Source organism: Nocardioides psychrotolerans, from assembly GCF_900113685.1.
Lineage (GTDB): Bacteria > Actinomycetota > Actinomycetes > Propionibacteriales > Nocardioidaceae > Nocardioides > Nocardioides psychrotolerans.
Genome location: NZ_FOQG01000026.1, coordinates 18,376 through 39,773 on the forward strand (window position 1 = coordinate 18,376; position 21,398 = coordinate 39,773).

A 21,398-nucleotide genomic window follows, 5' to 3' on the forward strand; every position below is an offset into this window, starting at 1 on the left:
GGGTCGAAGTAGAAGTTGAGGTCGGCATCCATGACTCCACCGCAGGTCGGCCCATCCGAGGCAGGGCCGCCCGGGAGCTCAGGCCCCACGCCGCCGCGCCGCCTCCTCGACCACCGCGATGATCTCCGGACGCAGGTCGGCGGCTGCGATCACCTTGTCGACAGAGCCCACCTCGACGGCCCGGTGGATGTTGTGGATCCCGTCGAACTCGGCCGCGACCTCGCTGATCTTCTCCGCCCTGGTCGCCGCCCGGAGCTCGGCCTGCTCGACGACGAGCCGGCTCCGCTCGGAACCCTGGGCCTCGGCGATGCGAACGTCCAGCGCGTGCATCGCGGGGCTCGAAGCGGTGCGCTTGTCGACCTCGCCGGTGAACACGACAGCCGCCGCGGGCGCGCCGCCGATGACGGAGGCGAACGACCCCTCCAGCGCGAGCACGGTCATGTTCGGGTTGAGCGCCTTGGAGAAGACCACGAACGCACCACCGTGGTAGCGCGAGATGACGCAGAAGACGATCGGGCCGTCGAAGTTGACGATGGCGCGGCCGATCTCGGCGCCGTACTCGAGCTGCAGGTTGCGCATGGAGTCCGGCGACCCGTCGAAGCCGGACAGGTTCGCCAGCACCACCAGGGGCCGGTTGCCGCTCGCGGCGTTGATCGCCCGGGCCGCCTTCTTCGACGACCTCGGGAACAGGGTGCCGGCGGTGTAGGTGTCCGGGCCGTCGGTGGGCGGGAACCCGCGCCGCCGGATCGGCCGCGACTCGATCCCCAGAATGGTGACCGGGTGACCACCGAGGTGGGCGTCCAGGACGACGGAGGTGTCCGCGTCGGCCATTCCCGCCCAGCGCTCGAGGGTCGGGTGGTCCTGGTCGGCCAGCGCCGCCATCACCGTGCGGATGTCGAAGGCCTTCTTGCGGTCCGGGTTGCTGGTCGCCGAGAAGATCTCTCCGACCGTCTGGAAGTCGCTGCCCTCGGCCGTGTGCGGGTAGGGCGAGACGTCGCGGTCGACCGGGTCCGAGGTCGCCGCCTGTCGCGGCCGCTCCTCCCCCGGTACGACGTAGGTGTGCTCGTAGTGCGCCATCAGGACGCGGAACGCCCCGGCCAGGTCGGGCGCCCAGTACTGCGCTTGGCCGTTGGGGCCCATCACGCGGTCGTAGCCGCCGATCCCGTAGTTGTCCTCCGCGGAGACGCCCCCGGAGAAGTCCAGCGACTGCTTGCCGGTGAGGACCATCGCACTGTCGGGGGTCATCACGAGGATCCCCTTGGTGTGCATGAGCATCGTCGCCTCGGCGTTCCAGTAGGGCTGCGCCCCGACGTTGATGCCGGCCACGACGACGTTGATCTCGCCGCCCCGCTGGGTGAACTCCACGATCCGGCGCAGGGCCGACGCGACCCAGTCCATGTTCTCCGTGCCGGAGTCCATCGAGATCCGGGCACCCGCGGAGAGCGCGAACCACTCGACGGGCACCTGCATCCGCTCGGCGAGGTCGAGGGCGGCGCTGATCCGGCGGCACTCGGGCTCGGAGACCGAGCCCAGGGACTTGGTCGGGTCACCGCAGAGCACGACCCGGGTGACGCCCTCGGGCTGGAGCGCCGTGGGCGTGGTGACGACCGCGGCGAGGATGGCGGCCGTATTGAGGCCGCGGGGGCGGTCGACGGGGACCAGCGCGCCGGTCTCGTCGAGGTCGTGCTCGACCAGGGTGCCCCCGGGACCTGCGAGCACGGCCTCCAGCTCGTAGGGGTACACCAGGCCTCGCCGGCGCGCCCGGAGGACCTTGCTGGCGTAGTCGTCGAGCGGCTTGAGCAGCTCGGTCGGCGGGGCCTCGACCGAGGAGACCACGCCGGCCCCCGGCTGGGCACCGAAGCGGACCGTCACGAGGACGGGGTCGCCGTCGGGCACCGCGACGCGCCCCTGCGCGAGAACCTCCTCGATCCCGGCGCCGTCGGTGAGCGGGCGGATCTTGTTGCCGAGCGAGGTCAGCCCGGCGGCGTCGACCTCGACCACCGGCCACACCTGGATCCACACGTGGTTCATGTCGAGCTTGGCGCCGGCCGCGCCACGGGCGACCCGGGCCCGCCGGATCGCCTCCAGGCAGTTTTCCACCGCACGCTCGGCGTGGGGCAGCGCGACGACATTGCCCTCCTCGTCGCGTACGACGGCCAGTTGGCGCACCTGCGCGAGCGCCACGAGGCGTCGGTCGGCGGGGTTCTCCCGGGCGACGCACTCGTAGAGGAGCACGTCCTCGGGTGCTTCGATCCGGGTGAGGTGGAAGTTGCGCAGCCGCCACAGGTTCAGGCGGCGCCCGACCATCGGGTGCACACCGCGGGTCAGGTCGTCCTCGGCCACGTCCCCGTCGTCGGTGGGCCGGAACGCGTAGTAGCCGACCGGTCGGTCGCCACCGGCGCAGACGCCGATGCAGACCCGGCGTACCTCGTGGGCGAAGGGCAGCGCCCGGACCAGCTCACGCAGCTCCGCGCTCACGGTGTCGGCCGACTCGGGGGCCTCCGGCCAGCTCAGGTAGAGGTCGACGACCGCATCGCTGCCGTCGCGGCGCTCCGCGACCCGGGCGGCCACCGAGGCGGCGAGCGGCCCGGTGGGGTCGCTCAGCTCGGTGACCGTGCCCACGGTCGAGACGAGCTGGGTGGGCCGGTCGTCCAGCGTGTAGTCGGCCACCACGAACGGGCGGCCGGACAGGTCGAGGGAGCGCAGGTCGGTGAGGTCGAAGTCGCGGTAGTGACGGCGCACCAGCACCTCGAGCATCGGCTCGTGGGTGAGGACGCCGTGCTCCAGCCGCTCGGCGAGGAAGCGGACGATCTGTTCGGGGATCGCCGCGAGCGCCTCGATGCGCTCGGCGCGGTCCGGGAGGTCGTCGTCCGCGGCGAGCGCGGCCAGCTCGGCGCGCACCCCGGTCAGGACACCGGCCCGGTCCTCGTCGACCGGCGGCTGGTCGAACCAGCGGAAGCGGACGCTGCGAGCGAGGTCGCCGATCACCGGGAACCGCAGCTGGGTGGCGCGGCCGAGGCGTTCGAGGAGTCCCCTGACCTCGGCCAGGTGGCCCGCGGGCGTGGGTTCATCGCTCCAGCGGCCCAGGACCGCCGAGGCGAGCGCCACCTCGGGCGCAGCCCGCTGCTGGGCCAGGAAGATCCGGAAGACCGCCTCCTCGAGCGCGGGGGTGCGCTCGAGGTCGTGGACGCCGTAGTGCTGCAGCACCCGCAGCAGGCGGTCGTGGAAGTGCTCGGGCAGTCCGCCACGCTCGACGTCGAGGCTCTGGAGGTAGGTGTGGAAGTGCTCGCGCGAGCTGTGCACGCGCAGCTCGGTCTGGCGCTCCTCGTCGGCGGGGCGGTTGCGGCTCAGCTCGGCCAGGTCGGCGAAGGTGCCCAGCAGCGCCATCTCGTCGGCCACGACCGAGGTTCCCTCCGCGACGAGCTCGTCACGGGCGGTCAAATAGGCGGCCAGGGCGCCGCCGGAGTCCTGCGGCGGGACGTCGTACCCGAGCACCACGGCGGTCAGCGCCGCGCGGGCGCGGGCCGCACGGATCGCCGGCGTCTGCCCGATCTCGGGATGCGGGAGGTCGAGCGACGGTCCCGTCACCTCGGCGGCGGTCTCCTCGGTGCCGTCACCCAGGGGCTCGAGCCGGACCAGTGGGGTGCCGGTCTCGACCTGGCCGCCGGTCATGACCAGCAGCTCCTTGACCCGGGCCGCGAACGGCGCGGTAAGCACGGTCTCCATCTTCATGGACTCCAGGACCAGGACGGGCGCGCCGGCCTCGACCTCGTCACCCACGGCGACCGGGGTGGCGACCACCAGGGCGGGAGCCGGGGAGCGCAGGACGCCGCCCTCGTCGCGGCTGACCCGGTGGGCGACCCCGTCGACCTCGACCAGGGTGCTGGGCCCGTGGGTCGCGGTGACGACGGGGTGGCGCTGACCGCCGATCACCAGCCTGCGGTGGTAGGCGTCGATCACCTCGAGCTCGACGTCGACGGTCTCCTCGATGCTCCCCGAGGCGACCGTGACGCGGTAGCTCGACGGCCCGGTGTTGATCGTCGACACCTGGTACGTCGTGCCGCGCAGTTTGAGCTCGACCGGACGGCCGGCCCGGTGCTGGGCCTGCGGGCGACCGCCGTGGGCGGTCTCGAGCAGCCGGGCGACCTCGATCTGGAGCTCGTCGACGTAGGCCTCGATGGCCGCGGTGACGACGGCCAGGCCGGCGTGCCGCTGGGCGGCCAGTCGGCCCTGCCCGCGGACCCGGTCGATCCAGCTCGTGTCCGCCCAGCCGCCGGTGCCGTCGACGACCTCGGGCTGGTCGAGCAGATCGAGGACGAAGCTCTTGTTGCTCGCCCCACCCTCGATCACGACCGTGGTCGCCTTCATGGCCCGGCGCAGGCGGGCCAGCGCCTCCTCGCGGGTCGCGCCGTAGGCGATCACCTTGGCGATCATCGAGTCGAAGTCCGAGGGGATCGTGTCGCCCTCCGCGACGCCGGTGTCCACCCGGATGCCGGGACCCGTCGGCAGCTCGAGCCGCGCGATCCGCCCGGGAGCGGGCGCGAAGTCACGGTCGGGGTCCTCGGCGTTGAGGCGGGCCTCGACGGCGTGCCCCTTCTCGACGGGCTTGGCGCCCTCCAGGCGCCCACCGGAGGCGACGTGGAGCTGTGCCTTGACCAGGTCGAGGTCGGTCGTGACCTCGGTGATCGAGTGCTCGACCTGCAGCCGGGTGTTGACCTCGAGGAAGGCGAAGCTCCGCTCGCCGGGGTGGTAGAGGAACTCGACGGTGCCGGCTCCGACGTACCCGACGGCGAGCGCGAGCCGCTCGGCGGACTCCTTGAGCTCGTCGGTCTGCTCGCGGGTCAGCAGCGGCGAGGACGACTCCTCGATGACCTTCTGGTTGCGACGCTGGATCGAGCAGTCGCGGACGCCGAGCGCCCAGGCGGTGCCGTGTGTGTCGGCGATGACCTGCACCTCGACGTGGCGGGCGCCGGTGACCAGGCGCTCCAGGAAGACGGTGCCGTTGCCGAACGCGCGCGCGGCCTCGTCGCGGGTGCGCTGGTAGGCGTCCTCGAGGTCGGCGACGGAGGCGACCATCCGGATCCCGCGACCGCCACCACCGGCGGTCGCCTTGAGCATCAGCGGGTATCCGACCAGCTCGGCGGAGGCGAGCGCCTCCTCGAGGGTCGCGACCGGGCCGCGGCTCCACGGGGCGACGGCCACCCCGACCTTCTCGGCGATCAGCTTCGAGCCGATCTTGTCGCCGAGCTGGCGCATCGCCTCGGCGCTGGGGCCGATGAACGTGATGCCGAGCCGGTCGCAGAGGTCGACGAAGGTCGGGTCCTCGGCGACGAAGCCCCAACCCGGCCAGACCGCGTCGGCGCCGGTCTCGACCAGCGCCCGCTCGAGAACCGCGAGGTCGAGGTACGGACGCGCGGCCGCCGGGCCCAGGTCGTAGGAGAAGTCGGACTCCCGCACGAACATCGCCTGGCGCTCGCCCTCGGTGTGCAGGGCGACCGTCCGGAACGGTCCCGCCCCCGCGGCGTTGAGGTCGCGTACGGCGTGAATCAGCCGCATCGCGGCCTCGCCGCGATTCACGATCGCGATCAGGGAGAACTGCATCCGTACCTCCGTAGGGCAACCCGAGGGGGGCGGTGGCTCAGCCTCCCACCCGCAACCTGTCATGGACCGATGGTTACGGACGAGTCACATCGGTGCGCGGCGCGTCCTGGAGGCTCCCGCGGACGGTCGCCCAGGGAGCAGCACAACGGACAGAAAGTCGGGATCGTGCGGCCGCCCATCCCAGCATGATCGCGCGCGGCGAGGACGGCGGCAACAGCCGATCCGGTCCCCGCACAGCCACTGTGCCGACTCCCCCCAATAGATGCGCCATCACGCATATGCTGTGGGCCCACCCGGCCGGTGGCCGACCACTCGGCGGCGGCGACTCGGCCCGGTCCGGACGCCCTGGAGGCCACCTTGACCATGACCACGCCCGGGCCCCGCCTTGCCCGCGCGCTGCCGTTCCTGCGCTGGCGGTCCCGGGTGGACAGGACCAGCACCAGGTTCGACCTGACGGCCGGGCTGACCGGCGCCCTGATCGTGCTGCCCCAGGGCGTCGCGTTCGCGACGATCGCCGGACTGCCTCCGCAGTACGGTCTCTACGCCGCCATGGTGCCCGCGGTGATCGCGGCGCTCTTCGGCTCCAGCTGGCACCTGGTGACTGGTCCGACCACGGCGATCTCGATCGCCGTCTTCGCGTCGGTGGCCCCCCTGGCGAAGCCGGGTTCGGAGGAGTACCTCAAGCTCGTCCTGACCCTGACCTTCCTGACCGGGCTCTTCCAGCTCGCTATGGGGCTGGCCAGGCTGGGCTCGCTGGTCAACTTCATCTCCCACACGGTCGTGATCGGCTTCACCGCCGGCGCTGCGCTCCTGATCGCCACCAGCCAGGTCAACAACTTCCTGGGCCTGGACCTCGAGCGGGGTCTGCCCTTCCACGAGGTGTTCTACCAGGCTGCGACGCGTCTCGGCGACGCCAACCCGTACGTCGTGTGGGTCGGCGCCACCACGCTGGTCTCGGGAGTCGTGCTGCGTCGGCTCCTCCCCAGACTGCACATGATCCTGGCCCTCGTCGTCGGCAGCCTCACCGCGCTCGTCCTCGACCGTCTCGCGGGCGGATCCGACATCACCCAGATCAGGACGGTGGGCGCCCTCTCGGCCGGTCTGCCGCCGGTCAGCCTGCCCGACTTCTCCCCGGAGACCCTGGGACAGGTCCTCTTCCCTGCCCTGGTCGTCACCATGCTCGGACTCACCGAAGCCGTGTCGATCTCGCGTTCCATCGCGGTCAAGTCCGAGCAGCGCATCGACGGCAACCAGGAGTTCATCGGGCAGGGCCTGGCGAACCTGGTCGGCAGCTTCTTCTCCAGCTACGCCTCCAGCGGCTCCTTCAACCGCAGCGGCGTCAACCATGCGGCGGGGGCACGCACCCCTCTCGCGGCGGTCTACGCCTCGATTTTCCTGCTCCTCATCCTGGCGGTGATCTCACCGCTCGCGGCGTACCTGCCGACCGCTGCCATGGCGGGTCTGCTCTTCCTGGTGGCCTACGGGCTGATCGACGTCACGCACATCAGGTCGATCCTGCGCACCAGCAGGCAGGAGACCGCCGTCCTGGTCGTGACCTTTGCGGGCACCCTGATCGACCTCGAGAAGGGAATCGTGTTCGGCATCATGCTCTCGCTGATGCTGTATCTCTCGCGCACCTCCCGACCCGAGCTGGTGCCGGTGGTTCCCGACCCCGAGCCCGACAGCTTCTACTTCGTCCCTGCCGAGGACCGCGCACAGTGCCCGCAGTACACGATGCTGCGCATCCACGGCTCCCTCTTCTTCGGGGCGGTCAACCACGTCCAGGGCGAGCTGCACCGGATCGACGAACGAGCACCGGAGCGGCGGCACGTCCTGCTGGCAGCCAGGGGCATGAACTTCGTCGACATCACCGGTGCGGAGCTGCTGGTCCAGGAAGCCAAGCGGCGCCGCGCGATGGGCGGCGGGCTCTACTTCTACCGGGTCCAGCCCGCGGTGGAGGAGCTGCTGGAGCACGGCCCGTACCTCGAAGCCATCGGACGGAAGAACCTCTTCCCCACGAAGTCGCACCCGATCGAGGCCATCTATCCGCAGCTCGACTCCGAGATCTGCCGCAGCTGCACGGCCAGGATCTTTGCCCAGTGCCACGTGACGCTGCCCAACGGTGAGGCCCGCTGACCAGGACCGCGAGGGCGCCCTACCGGTCGGCGAGCGAACCGCCGGGCAGGGTGAACTCCGCGCTGACCGCGAACCGGTCGCCCCGGACCAACGTGTGTCGCCACTCGAAGAGTCGGCCCCCCTCGAAGCCGAGCCGCTCGATGGCGAACGCCGCGACGCCGGCGGGCATGTCCAGCAGGACCAGCTCGGCCGGAGTCGGCAGCACGGCACGCAGGTGCTCGTTGCCCCCCGTGAGCGTGATCCCGCACCGATGACGCAGCTGTTCGTACAACGCGGTCTCGGTGAAGTCGACCTCGAGCAACGGAGAGGCCGCCTCGGCCGGCATCCACACACGGTCGAGGGCCAGGGGCCGATCGCTCGCGAGGCGCAGCCGCTCCAGGTAGAACAACGGTGTCGACGCCTCGAGGGACAGCTTCTCGGCCACTACCGCGTCCGCACGGATGTCGCGCAGCCGGACGATGCTGCGCTGGCTCTGTCCGGCCGCGCTCACCGCCGAGAACAGGCTGTAGAGCGTGCCCATCTCCTGGTCGATCTCGGCCGGTCCGGTCAAGCGCGAGGTGCGCCCCCGCTCCCCCGACACGACACCCGTCTCCCGGAGGCCTCGCAGGGCCTCGCGCACCGTGTGCCGGCTCACGGAGTACTCGTCGACGAGGGCGAACTCGCCCGGGAACGAGTCGCTGAACTCACCGCCCTGAACCCGGCGCGTCAGGTCGGCGCGCACCTGTTCCCACAGCGGCGCGGCCAGCTCCCGGTCTACCGCTCGAGGCCCCGGGACGTCGGTACGTCGGCGGGGACCGGTCATCGCGGGCCCACGAGTTTCCTCATGGCAGCGGTTCCCGGAGCTTCAGGGCGTCGATGAGGAACCGGGCAGTGACACCGCCCTCGGACAGGGCGAGCTGGACGGCGTCGGGGACGTTGAGCTCGGTGAGCAGCAGGCGGAGCACCTCGTCGTTCGCTCCGCCGCCGCCGCCGCCGCCGGAGCGGCCCGCAGCCGCGTGCAGCTCCTCGAGCACCGCTGCGGCCTTCTCGAACTCGGTGTTCGCACACTCCCACGGCTGGTCCCAGGGGCGGTTGAGCAGCGCCAGCCGGACCGCCGGCGCATGGTGGCGCTGGAGCACCTCACCGATCAGGACCAGGTTTCCGGTCGACTTGGCCATCTTCTCCCCGGCCAGCTGCACCTCGCCGACGTGCACCACGGCCCGGGCGAAGGGGGTGACGCCGGTGGCCGCCTCGACCATCGCCGCCTGGTAGGCGTGGTGCGGGAAGGTCAGGTCGGCGCCGCCGACCAGGACGTCGACGGAGTTCCCGAGACAGGCCATCGCCATGGCCGAGCACTCCGCGTGCCAGCCAGGTCTGCCCCACCCCCAGGGACTCGGCCACGCGGGGTCCTCCTCCCGCGACGGACGCCACACGGCAACGTCGAACGGAGAGTCGCGGCCCGGGACGTCGTCCTGGTCCCCGAACGCGTGCGAGGCCTCGAGGGCGGCCGCTTCGGACAACCCTGCGGCGGCGGGGACGTGGTCGCCGCGGAAGAAGACGTAGCCATCGCGCTCGTAGGCCGCTCCAGCGTTGAGCAGTGCTGCGGCCAGCCGCTGCACCGGCCCGATGAACCCTCGTGCGTGCGGGGTCAGGTCCGGCGGCGCCGCCGAGAGGGCGCGCATGTCGCGATCGAACTGGAACTCCTGCATCAGCGCCAAGTCGTCGTAGTGCGTGCCCCGGGACCGCGCCGCGGCCGTCAGCACGTCATCCACATCGGTCACGTTGCGACAGGTCAGCGCGTCGACCCCGATGACGTGGGCCAGCGAGGCGATCAGATCGGCCCAGACGAACGTGGAGGCGTGCCCCACGTGCGTGACGTCGTACGGCGTGATGCCGCAGGTGTAGATCCGCAGCGGTCCGGGAGTCAGCAGGGGGCGACCGGCCAGGGTCAGCGGCAGCACCTGCGGCGAGTCGACCGGATAGCGACCAGCCACCCCGACCACGCCGGCGGGGGTCGAGTCAGCGAAGCGAGACGTAGAGAAGGCCACCCCCCGAGTGTGCCACCGTCGGCACGGACGGGGCAGGTGATCGGCGGGTCCGCCCGGTCGAGACCCTTGTCCTGGCCGGAACGACGTCCTACGGTGACTGAAATGTCCGGTCATCTGAGAAGGGTCGGGTACGCCCATGCTGCAGGTCGAGGTCATTGACACCAGCGAGCTCGGGGACCGCAGCTACGTCGTGCATGACGGCAGCACCGCGGTGGTCATCGACCCCCAGCGCGACATCGACCGGGTCCAGGCCATCCTCGAAGAGCACGGCCTCACCGTGTCGGCGGTCGCGGAGACCCACGTCCACAACGACTACGTGACCGGTGGTCTCGAGCTCGCCCGCCAGAGCGGTGCCGACTATCTCGTGTGTGCCGACGACGAGGTCGCCTTCGATCGTCGACCCGTGTCCGACGGCGATGTGATTGCCTACGGCGCGCTCGAGATCCGGGTGATCTCGACTCCGGGTCACACCCACACCCACGTCTCGTACGCCGTCTCGCACCGGGACCACACCGACGACAGGGCGGTGTTCACCGGCGGCTCGCTGCTCTACGGCAGCGTGGGTCGCACCGACCTGCTCGGGGACGAGCACACCGACGAGCTGACCAGGGCGCAGTTCCGTTCCGCCCGCAAGCTGGTCTCCCTCCTCCCCGCGGACACCGGCGTCTACCCGACCCACGGCTTCGGGAGCTTCTGCTCGTCCGGATCGGCAGCCGGTGGCGACTCCTCGACGATCGGAGAGGAGCACCAGCGCAACGACGCCCTGACCGAGGACGACGAGGACACGTTCGTGGCGAAGCTCGTGGCGAACCTCACCGCCTACCCCGCCTACTACGCCCACATGGCACCGCGCAACGCGCAGGGCCCCGGCCCGATCGACCTGAGCCCGCCCGAAAGCGTTGATGCGGATGAATTGCGCCGCAGGGTGGAGGCCGGCGAGTGGGTCGTGGACCTGCGCGCCCGCAAGGTCTACGCGACCGGGCACCTGTGCGGCAGCATCGGCATCGACCTCGAAGGCCAGTTCGCCACCTACCTGGGCTGGCTGATGCCCTGGGGCACCCACGTGACGCTGATCGGCGAGACGGCAGACCAGGTCTCCGCGGCCCAGCGAGAGATGGTGCGCATCGGCATCGAGCGCCCCGCGGGCGCGGCAGCGGGCGAGGTGGGCTCGCTGGTCCCGGCCGGCGAGCTGGCCGACTACCCGGTGGTCACCTTCGAGGAGCTCAGGAAGGCGCAGGCCGCACCGGGCGGCTCCCCCACCGTGCTCGACGTACGCCGCGACGACGAGCGCGCCGCCGAGGCGATCCCCGGGTCGAGCCACATCCCCATCCACGAACTGCTCGACCGCCTCGACGAGGTTCCCCGCGAGACGCTCTGGGTGCACTGCCTCAGCGGCTACCGCGCCTCGATCTGCGCCAGCCTGCTGGCCCGGGAGGGCCACGACGTGGTGCTCATCGACGACGCGTTCGAGAAGGCGGTCGAGCTCGGACTGACCAGGTCAGGGTCCTGACCCGGTCAGATCACCGACAACGCCAACGGGCGTCCCACCAGGCTCCGTCGGACGACGGGCAGCTCGCCGGCGATCCGGCGGATCTCCATGACCGAGGCGGCCGTGGGGGCCGCGACCATCGCCGGCACCCCGGCGTCTCCCGACGTCCGCAGGGGCAGGTCGAGCGGGATCTGCCCGAGCAGCGGCGCATCGATGGTCGCCGCCAGCCGGGCGCCCCCGCCCTCCCCGAAGATCGGGGTCTGTTCGGCGCACGCGGGGCAGACCAGGGTCGACATGTTCTCCACGACTCCCGCGATCGGCATCCGCGTGTCCCGCGCCATCCGCCCCACCCGGGCCGCCACCGTCTGGGCGGCCTGCTGGGGGGTGGTCACGGCGAGCAGCTGGGCATCGGGGATCAGGTCGAGCAGCGTCATGGTGACGTCACCCGTGCCGGGCGGCAGGTCGAGCAGCAGGGTGTCGAGCTCCCCCCAGTGCACGTCGGTCATGAACTGCTCGAGCGCCTTGTGCAGCATCGGCCCGCGCCAGACAACCGGCTCCTCCTCCTCGACGAAGAAGCCCACCGACATCAGGGAGACCCCGTGGGCCTCGACGGGCATCATCAGCCCCTTGAGCGCGACCGGTGAGCGTCGTACGCCGAAGAGCTGCGGGATCGAGTATCCCCACACGTCCGCGTCCAGCACGCCGACCCGCTGGCCCTGCTGGGCCAGCGCAACGGCGAGGTTCGCGGTGACCGACGACTTGCCGACCCCACCCTTGCCGCTGGCAACGGCGTAGACGTTGGTCGACGAGCCCTCGCCGAACTGGTGGGTCCCCTCGACCCGGCCGCCGCGGAGCTTCCCGGCCAGCTGCATGCGCTCGCTCTCGCCCATCGTTCCCAGGGTCACCTCGACCCGGGTCACCCCGGCGACGCTGCTCACGGCCCCGGTGACGTCCGAGACCAGCCGGTCCTTCATCGGACACGAGGAGGTGGTCAGGCGCACGGTGATCCGGACCAGCCCGTTGCGACCGAGCTCGACGTCGCCGACCATGCCGGCGTCGGCGAGCGGCATCTTGAGCTCGGGGTCCTCGACCCGGGCCAGGGCCGCGTGGACCTCGTCCAGGTCGACCGAGGGCCCGGTGCGGTTGCGGGAGAGGATGCTCATGCGCCGGCCCCCGCTTCTTCGGAACGTCCGCCGTCGACGCGGAAGGCCCGTCTGGTCGGCTTGACCGGCCGCATCATGAACTCCGGTCGGCGCAGCCCCGAGGCGCTGGGTCCCGGCCTGGTCGTGTCCATCCACGCACGGTAGATCTCGCGGGACAGCTTGGTGTCCACGACGACGTCGCCGTACTGGTCCTCCTCGCGCGCCTTCTCGAGCCGCACCTTCTGGTGCCAGCAGTGCATGCCCGACAACGGGTCCGGGTGCACCGCGAACGCGAGGTTCTGGTGCACGCCCGGGTCCTCCCAGTCGATGCGCTCGCTGTCGGGGTCGTCGCTCTTGAACGGCTTGATCCCCTCCTTGTATCGCAGCTTCCAGACACCGTCGTCGCTCTTCGTGAGGTCGACCAGCCCCATCGCCCAGCGCGATCCGGCGTGCTCGGAGGTCCGCCAGCGGCCCATGTGGTGCGAGAGCCCGAGGACGCCGGGGCGGATGGCCTCGGTGGCCCAGGCACGGGCCACGAAGTAGCCGATCTCGGTGTTGACGCGCACCAGGTCGCCGGTAGCAAAGCCGAACCGGGCCGCGTCCTGGGTGTTCATCCACATCGGGTGGGTGTTGCTCAGCTCGTTGAGGTACTTCGCGTTGCCGCTCCTGGTGTGGATCAGGGTCGGGATGCGGAACGTCGGCACCAGGACCATCTCGCTGTTGTCCTCGTCGATGGAGCGGTGGCTGACGTGGGACTCGATGTAGCCGGGAGCGGCGTACTCCGGCCACCCGAAGTCGACCATGGTGTCGCTGAAGAGCTCGAGCTTGCGCGAGGGCGTCAGCCAGCCCTGGGTGCGGGAGCCGTCCTCGTGGACGAGGCCCACGGAGCCGGCCTCCCCGACGAGCGGCGGCGTCGAGTCCAGGGTGACCGGCTTGCGCAGGACCCCCCGGGCGTCCGCCGTGGCGCCCTCGACCTCGGCATCGCTCAGCACGCGCTCGTCGACACGGTAGGTGTCCTTGGAGACCTCGAACGCGCCGTACCTGCGCATGTAGGCCAGCGGGGTGAGGCCCTGCTCGGCAGCGGCCTCAGGCAGTCCGGGCACGCTGTTCTCGAAGACCCAGCGGTAGTACTCGTCCACCGTGACCTTCTCGCCCGGGCGGTACGGCGACTCGAAGTACTTGCGGATGCCGAGCGCCCCGTCCGGGTCGATCCGCCAGGAGAGCTCGAACCAGAACTCGTTCTCCTCCCAGACCTCGCCCGGGTTGGACTCGCGCGAGTCCGAGACGATGCGACCCATCCGCTCCATGGCCACCCGCGTCACGGGCTGCCGGAAGCCGAGCCACTTGCCGGCGTACTGCTCGTAGGACTGGGTGTCGTGCCGCTCGGTGCTGTGCCCCATCGGCAGGACGTAGTCGGCGAACGTCGCGGTCTCCGACCAGGTGGGCGTCAGCGCGACGTGGCAGTCGACCAGGGCCTCGTCGGTCAGCGCCTCGAGCCAGCTGAACCCGTCGGGGTTCGTCCAGACCGGGTTGTAGACGCGCGAGAAGTACATGGCCAGCTTGCCGCGGCCGTCCTGGAGCAGGTGCGGCAGCAGGATGGACATCTCGTTGGTCGACATCGGGAACTCGGCCGGCCAGAGCAGCTCGTTCCACGACTCGTGACCGCCGGGGACGTTCGGACCGTGGGCGATGATCTTGTCCCAGCCGTTGGGGCTGGTGCCGCCCTTGGTGCCGACGCTGCCGGTGAGAACGTTGAGGAAGAACAGGGCACGCGAGACCTGCCAGCCGCCGAGGTTGCCGGCGGTCGCTGCTCGCCACACGTGGGCGGACAGGGCGCTGCCGGCGGTCGCCACGATGTGGGCCAGCTCCTCGATCTGCTCCTCGGGCATCTGGGCCTCCTTCGCGGCGTAGGCGAAGGTGTACTGGGCGTAGTCCTCGGTCAGCAGGTCCATGAAGGCGTCGAAGTCGCCGACCGGGGCCTCGGGGTGCAGGTGCTCCATGTAGGTCGACCAGTTGACCCACCGCTTGATGAAGGCCCGGTCGACCTGGTCGGTGCGCAAGAGGTACGACGCCACGGCCAGCAGGATGGCGGCCTCGCTGCCGGGCCAGGGAGCCATCCACAGATCGGCGTGGGAGGCGGTGTTGGACAGGCGCGGGTCGAGGACCACGAGCTTGGCGCCCCCGGACATCTTGCCCTCCATGATGCGCTGGGCGTGGGGGTTGAAGTAGTGCCCCGCCTCCAGGTGGCTCGAGATCAGCAGGATGACCTTGGCGTTGGCGTAGTCGGGCGAGGGGCGGTCGTAGCCTCCCCACAGCGAGTAGCCGAGCCGGGCGCCGGCCGAGCAGATGTTGGTGTGGCTGTTGTGGCCGTCCACGCCCCAGGCGAGCAGGAAGCGCTCGGCGAAGCCGTCCTCGCCCGGCCGGCCCACGTGGTAGACGACCTCGTCCTTGCGGTCCTCGACGATGGCCGCGCGGATCTTGCCGGCGATGTCGTCGAGGGCGTCGTCCCAGCTGACCCGCTCCCAGTCGCCGCCGCCGCGCTTTCCGGAGCGACGCAGCGGGTAGAGGATCCGCTCGGGGTCGTTGATCTGGTTGATCGTCGCCGGGCCCTTGGCGCAGTTGCGCCCGCGAGATCCCGGGTGGGCGGGGTTGCCCTCGAGCTTCTTGATCGACATGTCCGACTTGTCGACATAGGCGAGCAGACCGCAGGCCGACTCGCAGTTGAAGCAGGTCGTCGGGACGAGCATGTACTCGTGGGGCACCTTGCGCGGGTGCGCCTTGGCGTCGTACTCCACGTGGTGGTCCCAGTCGGCGACCGGGGGGAAGTTGCGCAGGCGTTCGTGGGTGCGCTCCCCCGGCAGCACCAGGGGGGTGATCTCACGCTCCGACTCAAGCGTCATGACAAGTCCCTTCGAGGCAGGGTGAACTGACGGGCTGTTCCGGTGTGGTGATCACGACAGGGGCACGTCCTGGCCGGCTCGGACGAAGACGCTCTCGTAGGCCAGGAGGGCCGGCTGGACGAGGAGCCCGGCCAGCGCCAGCAGGACGACGGGGGCGCCGCCCCAGGCCAGGGCGCCGAGCACGACGGCCAGCACGACGGGAAGTACGCCGCCGAGCCAGAAGGTGCGTGCGTAGCGACCGGAGCTGATGATGCGGGCGGCCACCGCGGCCTGCTGGCTGGCGTGCTTGCCGCCGTACTCGACAGCGAGCATCGCCAGGTGCAGGACGGCTCCGATCACGAAGGACGCCGCGAGGAGCGTCCAGGCGGAGTCGGACAGGTCCACGAAGAGTCCGGCCAGGGCCAGGGCCCCGCTGCCGACCATCACGGCCTGGACGAGCAGGTGCCAGAACAGCAGACGGGACTGCCACAGGTCGCGGCCCTCGGCCTGGCCGAAGAGGAAGGCGGTGTAGCCCGCCATCATCGCGCTCGCCGGGATCGACAGCCAGGCCAGCACGGTTATGGCCCAGCCGAGGTCGAGCATCGCGGCCAGCAGCCACAGCACGGCGCCGCCGGAGAAGACGGTGAGCGCGTAGGCGCCGAGCACGAGCCAGGAGGTCCAGTTGGACTTCAGGAAGATGAAGAGGAAGCGCTCGGGACGCTTGAGGTCCCAGACCAGCAGCCCGCCGGTCGTGGCGGCGCCGAAGAGACCCAGCAGCGGCGCGACGTAGTCGCCCACCGGGCCCAGCTCAATCCCGAGGATGTGCGCGAGGCCGGCCAGGGCGAGCGCCCCGGCTCCGACGCCCTTGGTCCACAGGTACGTCGTGACCTTCCATCCCCAGGGACGGGGGTGGGCCGTGTTGAGGGTCGTGTGGGCGTTGCTCGCCGGGTCCCTCGGCAGGTCACCGGCGTTCGCGAGGCGCTGGGCGTCGGGCTTGGCCCAGATGTAGGTGTCCTCGACCGGTGCTGCGAGCGGGTCGAGCACCGCCCGGTCGGCGCCGAGGTAGAAGACGTTCGGCCCGGTGTTCTGCTCGGGCGCACGGACCGTGGTGGCCTGTTCCTTGACCAGGCGGGCGATCCCGCTGGTCGGGTCCTCCAGGTCACCTACCCAGATCGAGTGGGTCGGGCAGACCACGACACAGGCGGGCTCGAGGTCCTCGTCGATGCGGTGGGCACACATGTTGCACTTGGCAGCAGTGCTGGTGTCCTTGTCGATGTAGATCGCGTCGTACGGACAGGCCTGCATACAGCTCTTGCAGCCGATGCACTTCTCCTGGTCGAAGTCGACGATGCCATCCTCGCGCTTGAACAGCGACTCGGTCGGGCAGATCTTCACGCAGGGCGCATCGGTGCAGTGGTTGCACCGCATGACGCCGAAGGAGCGCGTGCTGTCCGGGAACTCACCGCTGTCGACGTACTTGACCCAGGTGCGGAACTGCCCGACCGGGATCTCGTGCTCGGTCTTGCAGGCCACAGTGCAGGCGTGGCACCCGATGCAGGTGCGCTGGTCGATCGCGAAGCCGAGCTGCATGCGTCAGCTCTTCCGGATGAGGTAGCGGTAGATGCCGTCCTCGACCGAGCTGTCCAGCAGCTCGTTGCCCGTGTCCTTGGCCCAGGACGGGATGTCACTCTTCGATCCGCCGTCCGTCGCCTCGACCAGGAGTACCTGACCCGGGCGCAGGGTCTTCAGCTGACGTGAGGCCAGCAGGACCGGCATCGGGCACTTCTGGCCCTTCGCGTCCGCGGTTGCGTCGAATTGCTGGTCCATGGGACTGCTCCGTTCGAATCCGGGCCCTGAGGCCGGGTAGGGGTCAGATGAACAGGTTGATCTGGGACCGGCTCATCTCGGAGAGCGCGGAAGCGGCGCCCACCGGGTCACCCGCGCCCTCGATGAGCTGGTCGCGACGAAGGCCCATCAGCTCCATCGTCATCTCGCACGGCCAGAGGTTCACCCCGAGCTCCGTGCACATCTCGAGCAGCTCCTTGGGGCTGGCCACCTTGTTGTCGCGCGCCAGCTTCTTCATCATCCAGGCGCCGGCGCCGCCCATGTGGAGCTTGGAGAGCTTCATGTTGCTGACGCCGGGAGGGTTCATCCCGGCGAGCGCCTTGGTCATCGCGTTGGTACCGGTGATCCGCACGTCGTCGCGCACCAGCGGGAACAGTCCCCAGAAGGTGAAGAAGATCGTGGTCTTCATGCCGTACGCCGCACCCGTGGAACCGAGGATCAGGGTGGGCCAGATCTTGTCGAGGTCACCGCTCCAGGCGACGATCGTCATGCTCTTCGGGGCTTCGTCTTCCGGTACCGCATCGGTCATGGCAGTTGCCTCCGGCAAGCTACGAGGGGATTGCGCTGTGGTGCGCGTCACATTACATTCGCAGTGCCGCATACAACAACCCTTTGACGCGGCGAGTTGTACGGACATTGACCCCCGACGGGGCCAGCTGACGTCCGTGGGATCACCGCACAGGAAGGCAGAACCACATGGAAGCCTGGACCATCTCTCCCCGCGAGCTCTTCGACGAGCTCGCCCGCGGCGCCGTACCGGAGATCCTCGATGTCCGGAACAGCGACGAGTTCGAGGCGCAGAGGATCGAAGGTCGCCGACCGGTCAGCACCCGTCACGAACCCGTCTACGAGGTGCTGGACGAACCCGAGGCGTACGCCGCGGACACCCTGGACGGCGCGGTGGTGGTGTGCGGGCAGGGCAACGGCTCGGCGTACGTGGTCCAGGAGTTCATCGCCCTCGGCAAGGAGACCCGGTCCCTGGCCGGCGGCATGGACGCCTGGGCGCAGCTGCTCGTCCCGGTGGCGCTCGACATCCTTCCCGAGCCGGCTCGCGCCTGGCAGCTGCAGCGGCCCGCCAAGGGCTGTCTCAGCTACGTCATCGGCGTGCCCGGCGAGAACTGCATCGTGGTCGACCCGGCGCGCAACCACGCGCCGTACCTCGAGCTCGCCGAGGCACACGGGATGCGGGTGACGCACGTGATCGACACCCATGTCCACGCCGACCACATCAGCGGCGGACCGACGCTCGCGGCCGAGCTGGGGGTCGAGTACCACCTCCCCCCGCAGGACAGCCCGGAGGAGATCCCCTTCCCCAACCGCCCCCTCGAGGACGGCGAGGCGCTGAGCCTGGGCGCGGACACCGTCGTACACGCCATGACGATGCACCTTCCCGGGCACACCCCCGGGACCACTGCCCTCCTGGTCGGCGGACGACTCCTGCTGGTCGGGGACACCATTTTCGTGCGTGGCCTGGGCCGTCCGGACCTGACCGGGCAGGCCGAGGACCTGGCCCGCTCGTTGTTCCGCAGCGTCCACGACCGGCTCGAGCCGCTGGACCCGGGGACGGTCATCGCACCCGCGCACTGGTCGAGCCCGGAGGAGTTCAACGAGGCCGGCGCCGTGACGACGACGCTGCGTCACGTCTTCGAGGCCACCCTGCTCAACGAGCGAGCCATCGAGCGCTTCGTCGAGGAGATCGTGTTGTCACTCCCGGCCGCACCCGAGAGCTATGACACCATCCGCAGGGTGAACGCCGGCCAGCTCGACCCGCCCGAGGACGAGTTGATGGTGCTCGACGTCGGGCGCAACCAGTGCGCGGCGTCTACCTCCCTGACGTGACCGAACCGAGGAAGCGAGAGGTCGCCCATGTCATCTGACTCCGCGTCCGGGGCACCTCAGCCGGCGGACGCTCCCGACGTCGTCGACGTGCACCCGGACTATCGCTTCACGCTGGCCAACGAGCGGACCTTCCTGGCCTGGGTCCGCACGGCCCTGGCCCTGACGGCCGCCGGAGTCGCGGTGATCCGCTTCGTGCCGGGTCTGACCCTGATGCGGCACGCGCTCGGGTTCCTGCTGATCGGCCTGGGGGGCTTCCTGTCGTGGATGTCCTACCGCGACTGGCAACGCAACGAGCGCGCGATGCGGCTCGGGCTCCAGCTGCCCGCGTCCTTCGTCCCTCGCCTCGTCGCGTGGTCCCTGGTCCTCGCCTCGCTCGCGGCGCTCACCCTCGTCATCGCTGATCTGGTCGACTGAGCATGTTGCCCCGGCGGCCGCGGATCAGCGACCGCGACGTGCCGCACCACGATGCCGGCCTGCAGGCCGAACGCACGGCGATGGCCTGGCAGCGCACCGCCCTCGGTGTCGGTGGCATCTCGGCCCTGCTGCTCCACGAGACGGGAGGCAAGCTCCTCCAGGCCCTGCCCGGCACGTTGGGTCTCGCGATGGCGACGACGCTCCTGGTGCTCAGCGAGCTTCGCTACGAGCGCACCACGTCCCGGATCGGGACCGGAGCGGCCTTTTCCAGCCCCCGCCTCCTGCTGCTCCTGGCGCTCACCGTGTCCCTGTTGGCGGTGGCATCGATCGGGCTCATCCTCGTGCAGGGCTAGCCTTGCACCCTGAGGCGCAGCCGCGCCCCGCTTGTCCCATCGCCGAGGAGGTGACCGTGAACGAAGCACTGGAAGCAGAGCTGCGTGAGCTGCATGAACGTGTCTGCAAGGCCATCTCCGACCCGAAGCGGCTGTTGATCATCAGCGTGCTCCGCGACGGGGAGCTCAGCGTCGGAGAGATCGCCGAGACCCTCGGAGTCAGTCAGTCCAACGCCAGCCAGCACCTCGCCGTCCTCCGGGAGCGGGGAATCGTGACGACCCGACGCGCCGGAACCACCGTCTACTACTCCCTGCGCAGCCCGAAGATCCTCGCGGCGATCGACCTGATGCGGGAGTTCGTCGCGGAGGAGAACGGGACGCATCTCGAACGTCCCGGACGCAAGCTCACCAGCATCTTCCTCGGCTGAGCCGGGCCGCGGCTGGGGATCTCGGTGGTTCGCGAACCTCAGCTTGTGGCCACGCCGACTGTCAGTAGTACGACCGAGTCCTCGACGGCCTCGAGTGAATGCCGCGAGTCGGGGATGGCAATGAGGTCTCCCGGAGATCCGCTCCACCGGCTCTCCCCCGCCACGAGGGTCACAAGGCCGTGCAGCACCTGGAGCGTGGCCTCGCCCGGACTCTGGTACTCGTCGAGGTTGCTTCCTGCCCGGAGTGCGATCAGGGTCTGGCGCAGCACGTGCTCGTGCCCCCGTACAACGTGTGGGAACTTCGACGGCTCGATGCCGTCCTGGCAATCTCCAGGTGGTGCCGAACCAGCGCGGTCAGTGATTTCTTCTGCATGTGCTCCCCTCCTACTGGGGTGGCTGCGCTTCTTCCGAGGCATCGAGCAGGAAGCTCGGCGACTCGGCGTGAGCCCGGTCGACCGTGTCCCAACCGCTCGCTCCCAGGGTGACCACGGAGACCGGGAAGATCCCGGGGTCTTCGCGTTCGACGTGGACAGCCAGGTCGTCCAGAAGCTTTCTCATCTGTGCCTCGAAGTGCGCGGAGTCGGCATCCAGGCCAGCGACCACAGTCGCGAAGTCGCGATGTTCAACCTCGAGCTCATCGATCTCGTCGATGAATTCGCCTGCCACATGCACGCCCTCATCCAGGCGACACCATGGCCACCAACGACGAAGTCCGGTGGCCCGTGTCGCCCATCCTCGTCACCGTGGATGACGCACACGGCCCGTTCGTCATCACCGAACATGACGCCGTCATCCTCAACCAGCGTGGCGCTCAACAAGGAGCCCGCGAAGACGATGGGGATTGTTCAGCTCGCGAGGGTCCGCTGTCCCTGACCCGCATTGTCAGCAGCGCCAAATACCTTCTGCACACAGGCGGGCTGACAGCGGCCACGAGAAACTGCCCGGAGACGGCCATGAAACTGCCCGCTGGCGGACATGAGAAGTGCCCGGTGGCGGCCATGAGATCTGCCCGACACGACGTCGTCTGCCTCACCGCGTCCCGCGGTTGAGGCCCCTCCTCAGGTGCGCTCAGCAGTGCTGAAGCCGCTGATCGCTCCCTGAGGAGGGACTACTTGAAGTCTGCAGAGGAAATCATGGAAATCTTGGAAGCCTACGATCTGACCGGGTCGTTTCGTGACGCCGCCGAGCTCGCGGGATGCTCGCATCACACCGTCGCTGCCCATGTGACGGCCCGCGACGCGGGTCGTGTCTCGGGCGTGGCTGCGG

Annotated in this window: 16 protein-coding genes; 7 read left to right on the forward strand and 9 right to left on the reverse strand. The window is 70.0% G+C overall.

Annotated elements, in window-relative coordinates:
- Window positions 1-78 precede the first annotated feature (78 nt).
- Window positions 79-5,601: an ATP-binding protein gene (locus BM204_RS20600; protein ID WP_091117308.1), complete on the reverse strand. Its 5,523-nt coding sequence runs from the start codon at window positions 5,599-5,601 to the stop codon at window positions 79-81.
- Window positions 5,602-5,964: 363 nt separating this feature from the next.
- Between BM204_RS20600 and BM204_RS20605 the strand changes: the two genes are divergently transcribed.
- Window positions 5,965-7,737 carry a SulP family inorganic anion transporter gene (locus tag BM204_RS20605; protein ID WP_091117334.1) on the forward strand — a complete coding sequence of 591 codons (1,773 nt, stop codon included), beginning with the start codon at window positions 5,965-5,967 and terminating at the stop codon, window positions 7,735-7,737.
- A gap of 19 nt (window positions 7,738-7,756) precedes the next feature.
- Here the strand turns inward: BM204_RS20605 and BM204_RS20610 are convergent, their stop codons facing one another.
- Complete coding sequence (locus tag BM204_RS20610) at window positions 7,757-8,539, reverse strand: GntR family transcriptional regulator (protein WP_091117309.1); 783 nt, start codon at window positions 8,537-8,539, stop codon at window positions 7,757-7,759.
- A gap of 19 nt (window positions 8,540-8,558) precedes the next feature.
- Complete coding sequence (locus BM204_RS20615; RefSeq protein WP_091117311.1) at window positions 8,559-9,764, reverse strand: class I tRNA ligase family protein; 1,206 nt, start codon at window positions 9,762-9,764, stop codon at window positions 8,559-8,561.
- Window positions 9,765-9,900: 136 nt separating this feature from the next.
- On the opposite strand from BM204_RS20615, the gene BM204_RS20620 reads away from it, so the two are divergent.
- Complete coding sequence (locus BM204_RS20620) at window positions 9,901-11,274, forward strand: MBL fold metallo-hydrolase (RefSeq protein WP_091117312.1); 1,374 nt, start codon at window positions 9,901-9,903, stop codon at window positions 11,272-11,274.
- Between the two features lie 5 nt (window positions 11,275-11,279).
- On the opposite strand, the gene BM204_RS20625 is transcribed toward BM204_RS20620, so the two are convergent.
- Genes BM204_RS20625 through BM204_RS20645 form a run of 5 tightly spaced genes read right to left on the reverse strand, consistent with a single transcriptional unit; the run spans window position 11,280 to window position 17,648 of the window.
- A complete protein-coding gene (locus BM204_RS20625; protein WP_091117314.1) occupies window positions 11,280-12,416 on the reverse strand; it encodes an Mrp/NBP35 family ATP-binding protein in 1,137 nt (378 codons plus the stop codon).
- The gene (locus tag BM204_RS20630) at window positions 12,413-15,295 is read right to left on the reverse strand and encodes a molybdopterin-dependent oxidoreductase (protein ID WP_091117315.1); all 2,883 of its coding nucleotides are present in this window, start codon (window positions 15,293-15,295) and stop codon (window positions 12,413-12,415) included. The genes BM204_RS20625 and BM204_RS20630 overlap by 4 nt, the downstream gene beginning before the upstream one ends.
- Before the next feature lie 51 nt (window positions 15,296-15,346).
- Window positions 15,347-16,864 (reverse strand): 4Fe-4S dicluster domain-containing protein, encoded by a 1,518-nt coding sequence (locus BM204_RS20635; RefSeq protein WP_091117317.1) that lies wholly within the window; start codon window positions 16,862-16,864, stop codon window positions 15,347-15,349.
- A 3-nt stretch (window positions 16,865-16,867) separates the two neighbouring features.
- The gene (locus BM204_RS20640) at window positions 16,868-17,101 is read right to left on the reverse strand and encodes a sulfurtransferase TusA family protein (protein ID WP_091117319.1); all 234 of its coding nucleotides are present in this window, start codon (window positions 17,099-17,101) and stop codon (window positions 16,868-16,870) included.
- 43 nt (window positions 17,102-17,144) lie between these two features.
- On the reverse strand, window positions 17,145-17,648 hold the full coding sequence (locus tag BM204_RS20645) for a DsrE/DsrF/DrsH-like family protein (RefSeq protein ID WP_091117320.1): 504 nt from the start codon (window positions 17,646-17,648) through the stop codon (window positions 17,145-17,147).
- A gap of 167 nt (window positions 17,649-17,815) precedes the next feature.
- On the opposite strand from BM204_RS20645, the gene BM204_RS20650 reads away from it, so the two are divergent.
- Genes BM204_RS20650 through BM204_RS20665 form a run of 4 tightly spaced genes read left to right on the forward strand, consistent with a single transcriptional unit; the run spans window position 17,816 to window position 20,132 of the window.
- Window positions 17,816-18,958 carry an MBL fold metallo-hydrolase gene (locus BM204_RS20650; protein WP_091117322.1) on the forward strand — a complete coding sequence of 381 codons (1,143 nt, stop codon included), beginning with the start codon at window positions 17,816-17,818 and terminating at the stop codon, window positions 18,956-18,958.
- 27 nt (window positions 18,959-18,985) lie between these two features.
- Window positions 18,986-19,372 carry a YidH family protein gene (locus tag BM204_RS20655; protein ID WP_091117323.1) on the forward strand — a complete coding sequence of 129 codons (387 nt, stop codon included), beginning with the start codon at window positions 18,986-18,988 and terminating at the stop codon, window positions 19,370-19,372.
- Between the two features lie 2 nt (window positions 19,373-19,374).
- Window positions 19,375-19,725 (forward strand): DUF202 domain-containing protein, encoded by a 351-nt coding sequence (locus BM204_RS20660; RefSeq protein WP_091117325.1) that lies wholly within the window; start codon window positions 19,375-19,377, stop codon window positions 19,723-19,725.
- Between the two features lie 56 nt (window positions 19,726-19,781).
- On the forward strand, window positions 19,782-20,132 hold the full coding sequence (locus BM204_RS20665) for an ArsR/SmtB family transcription factor (protein WP_091117336.1): 351 nt from the start codon (window positions 19,782-19,784) through the stop codon (window positions 20,130-20,132).
- Between the two features lie 384 nt (window positions 20,133-20,516).
- On the opposite strand, the gene BM204_RS20675 is transcribed toward BM204_RS20665, so the two are convergent.
- Window positions 20,517-20,798, reverse strand: a complete 282-nt coding sequence (locus tag BM204_RS20675; protein ID WP_091117326.1) for a hypothetical protein — start codon at window positions 20,796-20,798, stop codon at window positions 20,517-20,519.
- Window positions 20,799-20,824: 26 nt separating this feature from the next.
- Here BM204_RS20675 and BM204_RS22410 point away from each other — a divergent pair, with 26 nt between their 5' ends.
- Window positions 20,825-21,181: a hypothetical protein gene (locus BM204_RS22410; RefSeq protein WP_143099861.1), complete on the forward strand. Its 357-nt coding sequence runs from the start codon at window positions 20,825-20,827 to the stop codon at window positions 21,179-21,181.
- The last annotated feature ends 217 nt before the right edge of the window (window positions 21,182-21,398 follow it).